Here is a 17,479-nt window from a genome sequence, read left to right on the forward strand (position 1 = left end):
CCAATCCGGCGGCCGGCAAAAGGGTCGCCGGATTTTTTTCTTTGAAAATAATACGATCGTTCTATTTTGGGGTATAGTTAAGCGCTACAAAACAAACAAGACCCGCTTCAAGCTCCCATCAGACATCTAATTTAAAAGGAAGAGATATGACTGCCGAATACAAGGTCAACGGCTCCGTCGCCGTCATCACGCTCAACAATCCTCCGGTCAACGGCCTCGGCCATTCGACCCGCAGTGCGATTGTGGAAGGCATGAAGCAGGCCCAGAATGACGACGCCGTGAAGGCAGTCGTGATCACCGGTGCCGGCAAGGCATTCTCGGGTGGTGCGGACATCAAGGAGTTCAACTCGCCCAAAGCCATGGCCGAGCCGACCCTGCATACGGTCATCAACGTCATCGAAAATTCCACCAAGCCGGTCGTCGCCGCGATCCATACCGTCTGCATGGGCGGCGGACTGGAACTGGCGCTCGGCTGCCATTACCGTGTCGTGTCCCCGGGCGCGCAGATCGCGCTGCCGGAAGTGAAGCTGGGCATCCTGCCGGGTGCAGGTGGCACGCAGCGCCTGCCGCGCGTCGTCGGCCTGGAACTGGCACTGAACATGATCGTCTCCGGTACGCCGGTACCGTCCGAGAAGCTGGCCAAGACCGCGCTGTTCAACCAGCTGGTCGAAGGCGACCTGATGGAAGCGGCCGTCGCTTTCGCCAACAAGGTCGCCGATGTGCGTCCGCTGCCGAAGGTGCGCGACATCAAGATCGATTACCCGAACCATGAAGGCTTCCTGCAGTTCTCCCGCAACACGGTCAAGGCAATGGCTGGTCCGTTCCCGGCGCCGCTCAAATGCGTCGAGGCAGTGGCTGCGGCAGTGACCAAGAAGTTCGACGACGGCATCAAGTTCGAGCGCGACCTGTTCGTGGAGCTGGTGCAGACCACCGAATCGAAGGCACTGCGCCATGCGTTCTTCGGCGAGCGCGCCGCCAGCAAGATTCCCGATGTGCCGGAAGACACCCCGACCCGCCAGATCAAGAGCGCGGCCGTCATCGGCGCGGGCACCATGGGCGGCGGCATTGCGATGAACTTCGCCAATGCCGGCATCCCGGTCAAAATCCTCGAGATGAAGCCGGAAGCGCTGGACAAAGGCCTGGCCACCATCCGCAAGAATTACGAAAACACGATGAAGAAGGGCAAGCTGACGCCCGAGAAGTTCGAGCAGCGCGTGGGCCTGATCACCGGCACCTTGTCGTATGAAGAGATCGGCCAGGCAGATATCGTGGTTGAAGCCGTGTTCGAAGATATCGGCGTCAAGGAGCAGGTGTTCAAGAAGCTGGATGAAGTGATGAAGCCGGGCGCAATCCTCGCCTCCAACACGTCGACGCTCGACGTCAACAAGATCGCCAGCTTCACCAAGCGTCCGCAGGACGTGATCGGCCTGCACTTCTTCAGCCCGGCCAACGTGATGAAGCTGCTCGAAATCGTGCGCGGCGAGAAGACCGGCAAGGACGTGCTGGCCACGTCGATGGCGCTGTCCAAGAAGATCAAGAAGACCGGTGTCGTCTCCGGCGTCTGCGACGGCTTCATCGGCAACCGCATGATCGAGCAGTACAGCCGCCAGGCCGGCTTCCTGCTGGAGGAAGGCGCGCTGCCGGAGCAGGTCGACAAGGCGATCGAGAAGTTCGGCTTCGCCATGGGCCCGTTCCGCATGGGCGACCTGGCCGGCAACGACATCGGCTGGTATATCCGCAAGCGCCGCTACATCGAGAAGCCGGAAGTCACCTATTCGAAGACCGCCGACCTGCTGTGCGAAATGGGCCGCTTCGGCCAGAAGACTTCCGCCGGCTGGTACGACTACAAGCCGGGCGACCGCAAGCCGTATCCTTCGCAGGTCGTCAACGACATGATCGTCAAGCACTCGGCTGACCTCGGTATCGAACGCCGCAAGATCAGCGATCAGGAAATCGTCGAACGCCTGGTGTATGCGCTGGTGAATGAAGCAGCGTATATCCTGGAAGAAGGCATCGCCCAGCGCGCGTCGGACGTTGACATGGTGTACTTGACCGGCTACGGCTTCCCTGTATTCCGCGGCGGCCCGATGTTCTACGCGGACACCGTCGGGCTGCAGAATGTCGTGATGGCAATGGAGAAGTATGCGAAGGGCCGCCACGGCAATGCCTGGAAACCGGCGCCGCTGCTGGCGAAGCTGGCTGCGGAAGGAAAATCCTTCAACTAAGTCGCTGTCGCAGCATCGAAAGCCCGGGGGCATGCCTCCGGGCTTTTTTGTTTTTCGTTCCAATTTGTAACGAATCGAGGCGTGAAGCAATTTCCGTATCTTGCTAAGATAGCTCCATGTCCTTGGCGAGCCATTCTTGCAACGAGTTTGGATAAAAGACGCAATAACGCCGACCTTGGTTGTCCAAAGGCATGTTTTCTCCAATAAACAGAACAAGGCGCCGCATGCAAGCATCCGTCACCGCCACCATCCTGATTGTCGACGATGAGGAGCGGAACCGAAAATTGCTCGAAGTCTTCATGCAGGCCGAAGGCTATCGCACGATCTCCGTCGGTGACGGACGTGAGGCAGTAGCCATTGCGGCGCGCGAACGCCCCGACCTGGTCCTCCTCGACATGATGATGCCGGGCATGGACGGTTTTGACGTGGCGCGCGCGCTGAAAGGGGATGCCTCTCTCTGCCACATTCCGCTGATCGTCGTTTCATCGCTCGACGATATCGCGTCACGCCGTCGCGTCATGTCGGCAGGAGCGAATGAGGTCATTCACAAACCCGTGGACCGCTGGGAGCTTTCCCAGCATGTCGCGCGGCTTCTCAAGGCGGGTCCTGGCGGCTGATGAACAAGCCAGGACCCATCCCCGGACATACCCATCGTGTGTTGTCGATGCTGAGCGGGATTGTGCGCGCCGCAGTCCGTGCCGACTCCCCGGACATGCTTTACCGCGATGCCTGCCGTATTGCCGTCGAGTGCGGACTGTTCAGCTTTGCATGGGTAGGACTTGCCGATCCTCTCGGCAACGAGTTGCGCATGCTGGCGCACGCCGGCGAGAGTGCGGGGGACGGCGCTTTTGAGATGGTACAAACGATTGCCGATTCTGCGCGCGAAAGCGGCCGCGCGTGCGTCTGCAAGGATCTTTCCGGCGATGCCTGGACGCAGCTCGGCATTGCCGCTGTCGTTGCCTTGCCCCTGCATGAAAATGGCCGTGTCGCCGGCGTGTTCATGCTTTATGCATCGCGCGCCGACTTGCTGGACGAAGCGACGGTTTCGTTGTTGCATGAAGTCGGCCAGGACATCTCGTTTTCACTCGAACACATGCTTGGCGAGCAGCGCCGCCTTGCTGCGGAATCCAAGCTGTATTACATGGCTTTCTACGACGCGCAGACAGGCCTGCCGAACCGCGCCTTGCTGGACGAACGGCTTTCGGCGCTGGCAAAGAAAGCCGTCGCCCTGACGCTGCTCGATATCCGCCTGTTGCGGCTGGATCGCGCATGGCACCTGTTTGGCAGGCTGGCGATGGACGATGTATTGGGCCAGCTTGCGCAGCGGCTGGAGGCCTTGCGCGGCGACGGCTTGCTGGCACAGATCGGGCAGGATGAGTTTGTGCTGGTCCTCCCCGGGCAGGGAGACACCGGGGAAGTCGAAGCGATTGCCCGGCGAATGCTCGCCGCACTGGAAGAGCCGGTTCATCTCGGTGAGCGCGAAGTTTTTCTCGGCGCCAGCGTTGGCGCCGCGGCCTATCCCAGGCACGAGGCGGAAATCGGGCACCTGCTGCGGCGAGCGAGGGCGGCGGCCGACCATAACGGCGCCGAGGGCGGGTTCCGCGTTTACAACGCCGCCCTCGACAGGGGACTGGAGCAGCGTGCCCGTACCGAGGCGGAGCTGCACAGGGCGCTGGAGCGCGGCGAATTCCAGCTTTACTACCAGCCTCAGCTCAGCCTGCGCACCGGCTGGATAGTGGGCGTCGAAGCCCTGCTCCAATGGCAGCATCCCCAGCGGGGGCTGCTCGGCCCCGGCCATTTCGTTCCCTTGATCGAGGAGTGCGGCCTGATGCCAGCCGTCGGCGGATGGGCGCTGCGGCAGGCCTGCCGCCAGGCGAAGGAATGGCAGCTCATGGGCTTGCCGCCGCTGCGCATGGGCGTCAACCTGTCCGCGTTGCAGTTCCGGCTGGCCGAACTGGTATCGATCGTGCGCGGCGCATTGGACGATGCGGGGCTGGCGCCGGAATTCCTCGAGCTCGAGCTGACCGAGAGCCTGATCCTGGAAAACGTCGAACAAACCATCCAGGCCATGCATCAACTCAAGCAGTTGGGCGTGAGCCTGTCGCTGGACGATTTCGGCACGGGCTATTCGTCGCTCAGCTACCTGCGCCGCTATCCGGTGGACCGGATCAAGATCGACCAATCCTTCATCCGCGACATGGTGGCCCATGCGGGCAGCGCGGCACTGGTCCGCAGCATTCTCGCCATGGCGCGCAACCTCGGGCTGGAGACGATTGCCGAGGGCGTCGAGACCACGGAGCAGTTCGAATACCTGCGCAAACAGCCTTGCGATGAAATGCAGGGTTTCCTGTTCAGCAGGGCGGTTCCCGCCGCCGAGATCGCGCACATGCTGTCGGAAGGGCGCCGGCTGCAGTCGGCGGATGCGGCAGCGGTCGCAAACCGGGGTGTCCTTGTGGTCGGCGAGGATGGCATGGCGCTAGAGGAATTGCGGCATGCCCTGGAGCGCGACGGCTGGCGCGTCCTGGCGGCATCGAGTGCCGCGGAAGCATTCTCGCTGCTGGCCGCCAACCAGCTTGGGGTAGTGGTTTCCGGATTGGACGCTGGAGGCGGGGCGTTCCTGCATCGCGTACGCCATATGTATCCGGATTCGGTGCGCATTCTTCTCACTGGCAATGCGAATGTCGAAACCGTGGTCGATGCGGTCAATCGCGGCGAAGTTTTCCGGGTCCTGACGAGGCCGGTCGCGCCTGAACAATTACAGGCATGCATGCGTGAAGCCTACCGGCGTTATGAAACCCGGCAGGAATGATTTTGCGCCAAGTTGATCCTGATCATGGAATGGAACCGGGTGCAACGGCTCCAATAGGGGATTGAATGCCGCAGGGATAACAGGAGCGCACAGGTGCAACCAGAAAGTCAGAAGTCGCAGGGAATCATCGAGATCCTGGTTGTCGAGGACAGCCCGACCCAGGCTGCGAAGTTACGTCTTCTGCTGGAAGGAAAAGGTTACCGGGTCCAGCTGGCGGGCAACGGCATGCTCGCCCTGGAGTTCATCCGGCGCCGTCGCCCCGACCTCGTGCTGTCGGACATCATCATGCCGGAGATGGACGGATACGCCCTGTGCCATGCGATCAAGTCGGACCCTGATACCCGCTCCGTGCCGGTGATCCTGGTGACTTCGCTCATCGATCCGAAAGATATCGTGCGCGGCCTCGAGTGCGGCGCCGACAATTTCGTGCGCAAGCCCTACGCCGAGGACTATCTGCTTGTGCGCATCGAACATGTGCTCATGAATTACCAACTCCGGAAAGACGGCGAGCCGGGCGGCACGGCAATCTATCTCAACGGCGAGAAGCATATCGTCAATGCGGAGCGGCAGCAGATCCTTGACCTGCTGGTTTCCACGTATGAGCAGGCGGTGCTCGTCAATGAGGAGTTGCAGGTCCGCGAGCGGCAGGTCAACGAGCTCAATGTGCGGCTCGAGCACCACGCGGCCCAGCTGGAATCGACCAACCGCGAGATCGCCCGCAATAACGCGGAACTGGCACAGGCAAACCGGATGAAGTCGGAGTTCCTCGCCAACATGTCGCATGAACTGCGCACGCCGCTCAACGCCATCATCGGATTTTCGGAAGCCCTGCGCGACGGGTTGCTGGGGCAGCTCGCGCCGGCGCAGCAGGACGCGGCCGGGGATATCTACGACAGCGGCAAGCACCTGCTCCTGCTGATCAATGACATCCTCGACCTGTCCAAGATCGAGGCCGGCAAGATGGAACTCGAGCTCGAACCGACCGACATGCAGGATTTGATGCAGAGCACGCTCACCGTGTTCAAGGACAAGGCGATCGCCGGGCAGATCCGCCTGCGCCTGGAGATGGAGACGGTGGGCACGGTGCTGGTCGACCGGCGCAAGACCCGCCAGATCGTCTATAACCTCCTGTCCAATGCCGTCAAGTTCACGCAGCCGGGCGGGGCAATCACGCTGCGCATGTGCAGCCAGGAAGCCGGTGCGCTGAAATCGCATCGGCTTGTCGGCGAGGAGGGGCCTGACCCATCGATCCAGCACTTCCTGACCCTGTGCGTCATCGATACCGGGATAGGGATCAGCGAATCCGACCTGGGGCGTTTGTTCAAGCCCTTCGTGCAGCTCGACAGCGGCCTTGCGCGCAAGTACGAAGGAAGCGGCCTTGGCCTGGCGCTGGTCAAGCAGCTGGTCGAATTGCACGGCGGGGTCATGACCGTGCGCAGCGAGCTAAGCCAGGGTTCCGAATTCATGGTCTGGCTGCCGTACCGGGAAGCACAGTCGGCCGCCGCCTGATACCTACCAGTAGTTCTCCGTCACGAAATGACCCGGGAGGGTGCGCCGCACCGGCCGCATGCCGCGTCCGTGCAAAAGCTTGCGCATGTCTTCGATCATCTCCGGATTGCCGCACATCATGAATCGGGAGCCGGCCTCCGTCATCGGAAGTCCTGTCGCCTCTTCCAGCGCACCGTTTTCGAACAGGGTTGTCACCCGGCCGTTCAGCGTCAGTGGATCGGGAGGCGACGCTTGGCCGCGCGTCACTGAACGTACGAGCTGCAGGCGGGAACTCGTGCCGAAAGGCGCGTTGCGGCAGTAACTCGCAAGTTCATCCCGGTAGGAGAACTCGTCCGCATGCCGCACGCCATGCACGAGGATGAGGTTGCGAAACTTTTCCCATACATACGGATCGCGCAGCATGGAAATGAACGGACCGACGCCCGTGCCTGTCGCGATCATCCAGAGGTCCTCGCCATCCGTGAAGCGGTCTGGCGTCATGAAGCCGAAGCACTGCTTTTCAACAAGAATGCCGTCGCCTTCCTTCAATGCTTTCATCTGCGTCGTAAAGAGTCCGTTGGGAACCAGGACGCCGTAGAACTCGAGAAACTCCTGGGCGGGGGAGGACACCATCGAGTAAGCGCGCCAGACCAGGCCGTTGGCGTCGCGCAAGCCCAGCCGCGCATACTGGCCGGCGGCGAAGGAATATCCCGGCGGCCGCGTGGTCGTAAAGGTGAGGAGCTTGTCGGTCCACCATTGCAGGCGGAGTACTTTCTCCACGGTCGCCTTTTCGGCGATTTTCGGGTCCGTGAGCATGTCATTCCTTTCTGCACGTTCTAATATCTATTGTAAATGAATCTTAATCCAGGTGGGCGATGACCAGAATTGTCCTGCTGGAGAAAATTCATGCGAGCGCGGTGGCACACCTGAATGCAGAAGGCTTTTCCAGGATCGTGCCGATCCCGACGGCCTTGAAGACGGATGCGCTGCAGGCACTTCCGCGATTGAAAGCCATCGGCTGCTTCTGCATCGGCACCAATCAGGTGGACCTGAATGCGGCGGCGGTGCAAGCTGCGTGCTGCATGCGCACCGTAACGAGCCTGGCGTGATCGCGAGGATGAATGCGGATTTCGCCGAGGCGGGGCTGAACATCGTGGCGCAGCATTTGCAGGCGGGCGGACTGATCGGCTATGTAATCACCGACGTCGAGGCGCCGATCTCGAAGGAGCTGTTGCGCAAGTTGTGCAACGAACCGGCGACGATTCGATGCGAACTGTATAGCGTGAATCAGGCCGCCTTGGATTTTTCACGCGGATGGACTTGCACGCGGGCCAGCCTGCGCAGGCTGCCGCTGTTGCGCAGCAGGTCTGCCAGCGTCACGCCGCTCAACACTTCCAGGTAGGCCTTGGTTGCGCGGCGAAGCACATCCTGCAGTTCGCAAGAGGGCGAGAGTATGCATTCGTTCGTCTCGCGGCTGAAGCATTCCACCATCATGAAGTCGGGTTCCGTGCCGCGCACGACGTCGCCGATGTTGATCTCTTCCGGCTCCTTCCCGAGGCGCAGGCCGCCGCTGCGGCCGCGGATGGTTTCGACCAGTCCCGACAGTCCGAGCTGGTGCACCACCTTCATGAGATGACTCTTGGAGATGCCATAGGCATCGGCGATATCCTGGATGGTGACAAGGTTATCGCGGTGCGTTCCCAGGTACATCAGGGTACGGAGGGAATAGTCTGTGTAGTCGGTCAGGCGCATGGCTCGATCAGTCTTTGGCGGAATACATGCTGATTATAGCCCCGTCCGGGAAATAAGATTGATCTGAAGTCGATCTTATTCTCCTGGCCTTGCCGTTTTGCTCTTTTTCTGCGGAAATGCAACAGCCCGCGTGGTCGGAATGACAACGCGGGCTGTTGGAAAAGCCGATTTACAGGCGTTTGCTGGTGACGACGCGGGCTTCGCCCCGGTCGCCGACCGTATGCAACGTGACAGGGCGGCGCCAGACCCGGCCGATGTATTCCAGCACGCGTTCGGCACGGGCAAGGTCGACGCCGCGACCGTCGCTCTGGTGGTCGTGCACCAGTTGCAGGCTGCCGTCCACATGCAGGTGGTTGGCCGCGATGCGCGGTGCGCCGTAGTTGAATTTCGGCGCGAGGATGGCTTCATGCACCGCATGGACTTCGTTGGCCGAAATCCGGATATCCCCATCATCCCGCGCCTCGTACACGAACAGTTCCAGCTTCTCGATCATGTCCCTGGTCAGGTAGTTGCGGATAAAGCCGAAGTCGTCTTCTTCCTTGACGATCTGGCGTGCCTTTTCCAGTCCGTGCTTTTCGATGATGTCTTCCCACATCGAGAAACCCAGGTGGTAGGGATTGACGGCCAGTGCGAGCTGGCGCTCGGCGGCGTAGGGACGGACCACGTCGGAGTGGGCCTTGATCGCCGACAGGTACAGGTCCTGCGGCAGGAAATCCGCCTCGCGCAGCAGGCGTGCATGCCAGTAGGATGCCCAGCCTTCGTTCATGATCTGGCAGGCGAACACCGGGTAGAAGTAATACGACTCTTCACGAACGGCGAGGAAGATGTCGCGTTCCCAGTCTTCCATCTCGGGCGCATAGTGCGCGATGAACCAGAGCAGGTCGTACTCCGGCTGCGGCGGGATGGCGGGGCGCTTGCTCTGCGCATGGACCTCGGCAAACATACGCTCGCCGGGCAAGGTGCGGAAGCGTTTTTGGAACTCGTCGAGCGCAGGTTCCGGCTCGTGTTTCGGCGCGTGCGTGGGATAGGGCTGGCGGTGAATCTCGCGGTTGATGTCGATGTGCGGCTCAAGTGCCAGCGCGGCATCGAGTACCGCTTCCACGCGCTCCTGCCCGTGTTCCTGGATCGCTGTTTCTATACGGTGCGCGCGGTCGGCCGCCTGTTCGAGGATGTGGCCGCCGGCCATTTCCATGAAGTGCGCGAACAGGTGGTTGTTCTTCGCGAAGTCGGCGTGGCCCAGCACGTGTGCCGTGACCAAGGCATTCTCAGGCAGCGTGTTGCCGTTGACCAGATAGGCGCGGCAAGGATCGCCGGGGAACATCACTTCAAAGATACGCGAATGACCCATGCCCTGGCGGATGAGCTGATGGATGTAGCGCACGCCGAAGGACCAGTGGTGCATGCGCACCGGCAGGCCATAGACGGCGATTTCCATCATGAAATTGTTCGGCACCAGTTCGAAATCGACCGGGTAGTAATCCAGGCCGAGGTCGCGCGCCAGCTTCTCGATGCGTGTCGAATACTCCTTCAGCTGTTCGATCGCTTCAGGAGTGTGGGTGGAATTGCACATGCGTGGCTCCCTATTCCTCCTGCTGCTGCACGAAGAACTTGCGGATGGCTTTCCACACGTCCTCGTGCTTGGTCAGGATGCTGCTGCCGAGTGGTGCACCGCTGCGTTCGACTTCGGTGCACAGCATTTTCATTTCCGTTTCCGAAGTGCGCGGAGAGCCGGGCACGGTTTCGACATAGCCGATGTAGTTGAGCAGCTTGCCGAGTTTCGTCAGGTACTCGGTTGCCGCCGCGCGGTCTTCGGTGAAGTTCTCGCCGTCGGACGCGTAGAACAGGTAGCCGTTGTACTGCGACGGGTCGTACTCGGTTTCGACCAGTTCGAGCGCCAGCTTGAATGCGGTCGATGCGCCGGTACCGCCCGTGCCGCTGACGTTGAAGAATTCGCTTTCGGAAAACTCCCAGGCCTGCGTGGTGTGCGCAATGAAACGTGTTTCCACCTTGCCGTAGCGACGGCGGATGCCCTGCAGCACGAAGAAGAAGAAGCTCTTGGCCAGCTTGCGTTCGGCATCGGTCATGCTCGCCGACACGTCGAGCGCGAAGATGACCACCGCGTTCGTCGCCGGCTTGCGCCGCTGCACCAGTTGCTTGAAGCGCAAGTCTTCGTTGGTGAAGGGAACAGGATTTTCCTGCGTCCTTTCCTGCGTGGCACGCCGCTTCACCGCTTCCTTCACTGTGCGGCGGCGGTCGAGGCGGGCACGGGCACCGTGCTTGTCCCAGCCTTCGCGCACATATTCGTCGTCGGTGACGGCGGTATTGCGCTTGGGTTGCAGGTCGGGCAGCTGCAATTCTTCCCACAGCCAGTCGATGATGTCGTCAACCTTGAATTCCAGCAGCAGTTTCACTTCACCATCGTTGTTGCCGCCTTCGCCCTCGTCGCCGCCCATGTCGGGTTGCGCCTGGCGCAGTATATCGCCGGGCTTGCCCTTGCCCTGTCCCGCACTGCTGTAGCTCTGGTTGGAATCGGACAGACGGAAACGCGCGTGCTCCAGCAGGCGGACCGGCACTTGCACGGTGCGGTCTTCCGCACCGGTCATGACATCCGGCCCGGCTACCAGGTTGGGCAGGTTCTGCTGTACTGCCTCGCGGACTTTCTGGTTGTGGCGCAGCCAGTCGCGCGAGCCCCTGGAGAACAGGTCGTACCAAGGTGTCTCAGCAGAAATCGTGATGTGGTGGTCTGTCATAGAGCATGCCGCCTCATTCCTGTGCCATCAGCGTGGTCACGTAATTGAGCGCCTCACGTGCGCTGTGGCTGTCATATCCGTACTCGTCCACCAGCCGCTTTTCGACGACCGATATCTTCTGGCGCACTTCCTCGTCAGGCCGCGTGGTGGAACTGACCAGGCGCAGTACCTCGCGCCGCTGCTCGAACAGGTATTGCTGCACGGCGTTATGCAACTGCGCGTGACTGTCGAGCGTGAATTTCTCGCCGCGCTTGTACGCACCCATCGCCTTGCGCACCACTTCCTGCCGGAACGACTGCTTGCCGGAATCGGAAATGTGGATCTTCTCTTCGACCGCGCGCAGGAAACGCTCGTCCGGCTTGCGCTCCTCGTTGGTGATCGGGTCCTTGATCTGGCGGTTGTCGAGCATCGCTTCCACCTCGTCCAGATACTTGTCGAGCAGATCCTGCGCTTCCTGTTCGAAAGAGACGAACAGGGCCTTGTGCACGTCTTCCTTGACCCAGCGGTTGTAGAAATCCTTGCGCGCCAGCACCAGGTAATCGATCCACTTGCGTTTGCGCTTCGGATCGATGCGGGCGTCGTTCTCGATTGCATCCTTGAGAGCGAGCAGCACATCCATCGTGGTCAGGCTCTTCACGTTCGTCTGGATGATCGCATTCGACAGCGCATTGATGACGAAGCGCGGGGAGATTCCCGCCAGTCCCTCGTCGGGCATGCGCTGCTTCATGCGTTCTGCCTCGGCGTGGGCATAGCCTTCCACCTCTTCATTGGCGTAGAGGCGCACTTTCTTGCTTAGTTCAACCTCCTTGTCGTCCGCTTCGTGCAGGCGGGTGAGGATCGCAAAGACCGCGGCGGCATGAAGGACATGCGGATCGAGATGCACTTCGCGGAAGGCGGGTGCCGCGGAGGAAATCAGTTTCTTGTAAATTCGCGCCTCATCCTTGTAATTCAAGGTATAGGGCACCTGGATGATGACCATGCGGTCGAGAAGGGCTTCGTTCTCGCTCTCCTGCAGGAACTTGCGGAATTCCGCGAGGTTGGTGTGCGCGAGGATGGTCTCGTCCAGATAGATCAGCGGGAAGCGCGAGACCTTCACGTTCTTTTCCTGCGTCAGTGTCAGCAGCAGGTAAAGGAATTCGCGCTTGACCTTCAGGATCTCGATCATCTCCAGCATGCCGCGGCTGGCTGCATACACGGCGCCCGACCACGACCAGGCGCGCGGGTCGCCTTCGTCGCCATATTCGGCCACCTTCGACAAGTCGACCGAACCGACGAGGTCGGCCAGGTCGGCGGTGGTCGGGTCATGCGGCGCATAGGTGCCGATGCCGACACGGCCCGCTTCGGAAATGAAGATGCGTTCCACCGGCATGCGCAGGAAATCGCCCGCGTAATCATTCTCCAGGCGCGTGCGGCAATGCGGGCACACCTCGCCGATGATGTCGACGCCATAGGTGTCGCGGAAGCGCGGGCGCAGCGAATGCGGAATCAGGTGCAGCGGAGATTCGTGGACCGGGCAACCCTGGATGGCATACATCGCGCCGGCTTCGGTGCGGCTGTATTCTTCGAGGCCGCGCTTGAGAAGGATGACGAGGGTGGATTTGCCGCCCGACGGCGGGCCGAGCAGGAGCAGCAGCCGGCGGCCGACTTCCGATCCTGCCGCTGCCGCCTTGAAATAATCGACGACACGTTCGATCGCCTCGTCGACACCGAACAATTCCTGGTCGAACAGTTTGCAACGGAAAGCCCCGTTCTCTTCGCAGCCCATCCAGCGGATCATGTCCCACATGTACTGGTGCGACGTGCGCGCGGCTCCTTTCGGGTCTGCCGTCATCACTCTTTCGAGGAATTCGGAAACTGTCCCGGACCAGTGGATCGCCCGATGATCCTTCGTGAATTCGATCAGGCTTTTCAGCAGGTCGTCTTGCTGCTCGGTACGATTGACGTCGCTATGCGTGGTCATTGCATGTGCTCCCCGTAAGTTTATCGATTGCCCAGAATGGACATCCGAAATGGGTTTACGTTTCTGTCACTCTCGATAGGACACTCTCGATTTAAGTATAGGGCGCTGCAAAAAGCTCGAATGATGAGGATGGTCAATGAATGCACCGCTATGTCTTTTTCCTCGCCCCATGATGATTCATGTGTGCGTATCGGTACACAATGGGATAGCAAGATGCATGCAAGCATATCCATGCATGCATGGTGGTGGCGAACATCGGTGCGGGAGGGAAAAGCGCCGCGGGAAAAAGAATGACTTTGAAAAACTTACATGCAGGAAGCTCGCGATATACCCTTCGTGGCGGCATTCCGGAATGGTTGATCTGGATCAATGGCGGCGGTTGTCCCATTGGCCATAGTGTCCGTATGCTTGCCGCAGTTCAATAACGTCAGTCAAAAGGCGGCGCTGTGGAGGATTCAACAATGCATATGCAATTCCTTGGGGCGACAGGGACAGTCACGGGATCGAAGTACCTTGTTACTTCCGGCCGCTCGAAAATCCTGATCGACTGCGGACTGTTCCAGGGCTTCAAGCAACTGCGCCTGCGCAACTGGTCGTCCTTGCCGGTTGCGCCGTCATCCATCGACGCGGTCGTCCTGACCCATGCCCACCTCGATCACAGCGGCTATATTCCAGTGCTGGTGAAGAACGGCTTCCGCGGCAAGATCTATTGCAGCGAGGCCACCTATGACCTTTGCCGCATTCTGCTGCCGGACAGCGGGCATCTGCTGGAGGAAGAAGCCGGCTATGCAAACCGGCATGCCTATTCCAGGCATAGTCCTGCATTGCCGCTCTATACCGAGGAAGAAGCCAAGGCTTCGCTCGAGTATTTCGCGCCGGTGAAGTTCGGCAAACGGTTCGCGGTTGCAGGCCAGTTGCACGCGGAACTCGCGCGCGCGGGACATATCCTCGGCGCCTCCATGGTGACGCTCGACGATGGGAAAACCACGATCGCGTTCTCGGGCGACCTCGGACGGATAAACGACCCGATCCTTGCGCCGCCGTCGCAGATCGACCGCGCCGATTACCTTGTCCTCGAATCGACCTACGGCAACCGGAGACACGATCCCGCAGACCCGATGGATCTGCTTGGAAAGACCATCCAGGAGACGGTCGCGCGCGGCGGCGTCGTGATCGTGCCGTCGTTTGCAGTGGGGCGCGCGCAAACCTTGCTTTACTACATGGATCGTCTCAAGCAATCCGGGGCAATATCATCGGTATTGCCTGTCTACCTGAACAGTCCGATGGCGGTGGATGTCACGGCCCTGTATCGCGAGTACCGCAAGGATCACAAACTGGATGACACTCAATGCCGCGCAATGTGCAACGCGGCGAAGTTCGTCAATACGGTGGAAGAGTCGAAGGCGCTGAATCTGAAGCACATGCCCATGGTCATCATTGCTGCGAGCGGCATGGCGACCGGGGGGAGGGTTCTGCACCATCTCAAGGCGTTTGCTTCCGATCCGCGCAACACTATCCTGTTCGCCGGATTCCAGGCGGGCGGCACGCGCGGTGCAGCCATGCTTGGCGGCATCGATGCCATCAAGATCCATGGCGAATATGTGCCGTTGCGCGCGCAAGTCGTGCAGATTGAAAATCTTTCCGCGCATGCCGATGCCGATGAAATCCTGCAATGGGTATCGAAGTTCAGGCAGCCGCCCAAGCGCACCTTCATTACGCATGGCGAACCCGATGCCGCCGATTCCTTGCGGAGGCGCATCGAGGAAAGCCTGAAATGGCCATGCAGCGTGCCCGATTACCTTGAAAGCGTCGATCTGGTGTAGCCATGGAATCGCATCACGGAGACAAGAAACCGGCCAATGGCGCTGCCCACGCCCTGCGCATGCGGCGCATGGGCATCGACACCTATCTCGAACCGGTCATCTACATGCGGCGTGATTGCCATATCTGCCGCTCGGAAGGTTTTGAAGCCTATTCGCGCGTCGAAGTGTGGCGCGGCAGCAAGCGCATCATTGCTACCCTGAACGTGGTCGAAGCCCCCTTGCTCGGCGCCGACGAAGCCGGGCTGTCGGAAGCGGCGTGGCGCTCGCTGGGTGGGCATGATGGTGACCACATCAAGGTCTTCCATCCCGCGCCGGTGCAATCGTTCTCCCATGTCCGTGCCAAGATCTACGGTGCGCCGATCACTTCGGAAGGCGCCAGCGAGATCGTGCGCGACATTGTCGACGGCCGCTACTCGGATATCGAGATGGCTGCCTTCATCGCCACTTGCGCGGGAAACCGGATGGATTTCGCGGAAACGACATCCATTACGCGCGCGATGATCCAGGCCGGAAAACGGCTGCAATGGAATGTGCACCCCGTGGTGGACAAGCATTGCGTCGGCGGCTTGCCGGCCAATCGCACGACCCTGATCGTCGTGCCTATCGTTGCCGCCTGCGGCATGACGATTCCGAAGACATCCTCGCGCGCCATCACCTCTCCGGCGGGAAGCGCAGACACGATGGAAACGCTGGCGCCGGTCGATCTCGACATTGCGCAGATCCGCCGTGTCGTCGAACGCGAGCATGGGTGCATCGCATGGGGCGGCGGCGTCAACCTCAGTCCGGCCGACGACATCCTGATCCGGGTCGAGCGTCCGTTGGGGCTCGACAGCGACGGGCAACTGGTGGCATCGGTGCTGTCGAAAAAATACGCGGCCGGATCGACGCATGTGCTGATCGATATTCCGGTCGGCCTGACGGCCAAGGTGCGCTCGGCGGAAGCCGCGCAATCGCTTGGCGAACGACTGGTGACGGTGGGACAGTCGCTCGGCATTACCTTGCGCACGATCATCACCGATGGCACGCAGCCGGTCGGGCGCGGCATCGGGCCCGCCCTGGAAGCGTACGATGTGCTCGCGGTCCTGCAGAACCAGCCCGGCGCCCCCGGCGATCTGCGGCAGCGCGCCTTGTTGCTGGCAGGGCAGGTGCTGGAGCTCGGCGGCAAGGCGCCTCCCGGCGAGGGCAGGGCGATGGCGCAATCGGTGCTGGAGAGCGGGCTGGCGTGGAGCAAGTTCCAGTCGATCTGCGAGGCGCAGGGAGGCATGCGCACGCCTCCCGCGGCGCGTTTTACGCATGTGGTGCAGGCAAGGCATCATGGGCGTGTGGTGGCCATCGATAATCGCCGTCTCGCGCGTATCGCCAAGCTGGCCGGCGCACCGAAGGCCCATGCGGCAGGCGTGGTTTTCCACACGCCCCTGGGAACCGTGCTCGAAGCCGGACAGCCGATGCTGACCATCCATGCCGACTCGCCCGGCGAGCTTGCGTACGCGCGAACATATGCGGATGCACAGGAAGACCTGGTGCAGGTACAGGAACACTGACAACTCTGGAGCAAGGAAAAAAATGATACCGATCCTCTTCGCGATGCCGGGCAACGAAGCCTTCACGCTGCATCTCGACCGTGCGATTTCCTGCGAAGTCGGGCAGATGGAGATGCGCCGCTTTCCCGACGGCGAAACCTATGTGCGCCTGCAGTCGCAGGTGCACGGCCGCGATGTGATTTTCGTCTGCACGCTCGACCGGCCCGATGAAAAGGTCATGGCGCTTTACCTTGCCGCACGCACTGCGCGCGAGCTCGGTGCACGCCGTGTCGGCCTCGTCGCGCCTTACCTCGCCTACATGCGCCAGGATGCGCGCTTCAAGGAGGGCGAAGGCATTACTTCCACGCACTTCGCCGCTTTCCTGTCGGATTTCCTCGACTGGCTCGTCACGGTGGACCCGCACCTGCACCGCCACCACAAGCTGAACGAGATCTACAGCATCCCGACCAAGGTGGTGCATGCAGCGCCGGCCATCGGCGACTGGATCGCGGAACACGTCGACAATCCGGTGATCGTCGGTCCGGACGCGGAAAGCGAGCAGTGGGCGGCGAAGGTCGCGAAGGCGGTTCGCTGCCCTTACGTGGTGCTGGAAAAAATACGCAAGGGCGACCGCGATGTGGAAGTCTCGGCACTGGATGCATCCGTATGGAAAGGGGGGGCGCCGGTACTGGTCGATGACATTACCTCGACCGGACAGACCATGATCGCCGCGGTGCGCAATTTGAAGGAGGCAGGCCTGCCGGCTCCCGTCTGCATCTCGGTGCATCCCGTTTTCGCGGGTTCTGCCTATGACGACCTGCGTGCGTCCGGTGTCGACAAGATCGTCAGCTGCAATACGATCAGCCATGCGACCAACCAGATCGACGTCGCCGAATCGATCGCCGTCGCTGCGGTCGAACTGATGTCCATCCTGCCGATCAACAGCTGATTTTCTTCAGCTGTTTCCCCTGCAGCAGCGGAGTAGCACTCGCACTCTGCTGCTGCCAGCCTTGTTGCAACATTCCTCTAAGATCGATTGACAGCGCATTTCAATTTCGCTGAAATGATTCATGCAATCAATTGATCCGCAGATGGAATGAAGCTTGCATGACTTGAGTCTGTCCGGCATTGCTTTCATCGCTGCATCAAGGA

At 60.8% G+C, this 17,479-nt stretch carries 13 protein-coding genes; 8 read left to right on the plus strand and 5 right to left on the minus strand.

Annotation, left to right across the window (positions count from 1 at the left end):
* The first annotated feature begins 146 nt into the window (after nucleotides 1-146).
* The 4 genes from AC3WOY_RS24190 (at nucleotide 147) to AC3WOY_RS24205 (ending at nucleotide 6,543) form a co-directional block, all read left to right on the plus strand.
* On the plus strand, nucleotides 147-2,225 hold the full coding sequence (locus tag AC3WOY_RS24190; RefSeq protein WP_492428461.1) for a 3-hydroxyacyl-CoA dehydrogenase NAD-binding domain-containing protein: 2,079 nt from the start codon (nucleotides 147-149) through the stop codon (nucleotides 2,223-2,225).
* 224 nt (nucleotides 2,226-2,449) lie between these two features.
* Nucleotides 2,450-2,842: a response regulator gene (locus AC3WOY_RS24195; RefSeq protein WP_492428462.1), complete on the plus strand. Its 393-nt coding sequence runs from the start codon at nucleotides 2,450-2,452 to the stop codon at nucleotides 2,840-2,842.
* Nucleotides 2,842-5,034 (plus strand): EAL domain-containing protein, encoded by a 2,193-nt coding sequence (locus AC3WOY_RS24200; RefSeq protein WP_492428463.1) that lies wholly within the window; start codon nucleotides 2,842-2,844, stop codon nucleotides 5,032-5,034. The genes AC3WOY_RS24195 and AC3WOY_RS24200 overlap by 1 nt, the downstream gene beginning before the upstream one ends.
* A gap of 93 nt (nucleotides 5,035-5,127) precedes the next feature.
* A complete protein-coding gene (locus AC3WOY_RS24205) occupies nucleotides 5,128-6,543 on the plus strand; it encodes a hybrid sensor histidine kinase/response regulator (RefSeq protein ID WP_492428465.1) in 1,416 nt (471 codons plus the stop codon).
* A 3-nt stretch (nucleotides 6,544-6,546) separates the two neighbouring features.
* Here AC3WOY_RS24205 and AC3WOY_RS24210 read toward each other — a convergent pair whose 3' ends face one another.
* Nucleotides 6,547-7,338: a ferredoxin--NADP reductase gene (locus AC3WOY_RS24210; protein WP_492428467.1), complete on the minus strand. Its 792-nt coding sequence runs from the start codon at nucleotides 7,336-7,338 to the stop codon at nucleotides 6,547-6,549.
* Nucleotides 7,339-7,397: 59 nt separating this feature from the next.
* Here AC3WOY_RS24210 and AC3WOY_RS24215 point away from each other — a divergent pair, with 59 nt between their 5' ends.
* Complete coding sequence (locus AC3WOY_RS24215; RefSeq protein WP_492428469.1) at nucleotides 7,398-7,631, plus strand: hypothetical protein; 234 nt, start codon at nucleotides 7,398-7,400, stop codon at nucleotides 7,629-7,631.
* Between the two features lie 178 nt (nucleotides 7,632-7,809).
* On the opposite strand, the gene AC3WOY_RS24220 is transcribed toward AC3WOY_RS24215, so the two are convergent.
* The 4 genes from AC3WOY_RS24220 to AC3WOY_RS24235 form a co-directional block, all read right to left on the minus strand.
* A complete protein-coding gene (locus tag AC3WOY_RS24220; RefSeq protein ID WP_492428471.1) occupies nucleotides 7,810-8,274 on the minus strand; it encodes an RrF2 family transcriptional regulator in 465 nt (154 codons plus the stop codon).
* Nucleotides 8,275-8,443: 169 nt separating this feature from the next.
* Nucleotides 8,444-9,844 (minus strand): SpoVR family protein, encoded by a 1,401-nt coding sequence (locus AC3WOY_RS24225; protein ID WP_492428473.1) that lies wholly within the window; start codon nucleotides 9,842-9,844, stop codon nucleotides 8,444-8,446.
* Between the two features lie 10 nt (nucleotides 9,845-9,854).
* Nucleotides 9,855-11,024 carry a DUF444 family protein gene (locus AC3WOY_RS24230; protein ID WP_492428475.1) on the minus strand — a complete coding sequence of 390 codons (1,170 nt, stop codon included), beginning with the start codon at nucleotides 11,022-11,024 and terminating at the stop codon, nucleotides 9,855-9,857.
* A gap of 13 nt (nucleotides 11,025-11,037) precedes the next feature.
* On the minus strand, nucleotides 11,038-12,984 hold the full coding sequence (locus AC3WOY_RS24235) for a serine protein kinase (RefSeq protein ID WP_492428477.1): 1,947 nt from the start codon (nucleotides 12,982-12,984) through the stop codon (nucleotides 11,038-11,040).
* Nucleotides 12,985-13,445: 461 nt separating this feature from the next.
* Here AC3WOY_RS24235 and AC3WOY_RS24240 point away from each other — a divergent pair, with 461 nt between their 5' ends.
* From AC3WOY_RS24240 to AC3WOY_RS24250, 3 genes are read left to right on the plus strand one after another with little or no spacing between them, the layout of a single operon-like run.
* Complete coding sequence (locus tag AC3WOY_RS24240; RefSeq protein WP_492428479.1) at nucleotides 13,446-14,807, plus strand: MBL fold metallo-hydrolase RNA specificity domain-containing protein; 1,362 nt, start codon at nucleotides 13,446-13,448, stop codon at nucleotides 14,805-14,807.
* Nucleotides 14,808-14,809: 2 nt separating this feature from the next.
* A complete protein-coding gene (locus AC3WOY_RS24245; protein ID WP_492428481.1) occupies nucleotides 14,810-16,348 on the plus strand; it encodes a thymidine phosphorylase family protein in 1,539 nt (512 codons plus the stop codon).
* A 22-nt stretch (nucleotides 16,349-16,370) separates the two neighbouring features.
* Nucleotides 16,371-17,276, plus strand: coding sequence for a ribose-phosphate pyrophosphokinase (locus AC3WOY_RS24250; protein ID WP_492428483.1), 906 nt, complete (start codon nucleotides 16,371-16,373; stop codon nucleotides 17,274-17,276).
* The last annotated feature ends 203 nt before the right edge of the window (nucleotides 17,277-17,479 follow it).

It is taken from the genome of Noviherbaspirillum sp. FW303-A3 (assembly GCF_058788695.1).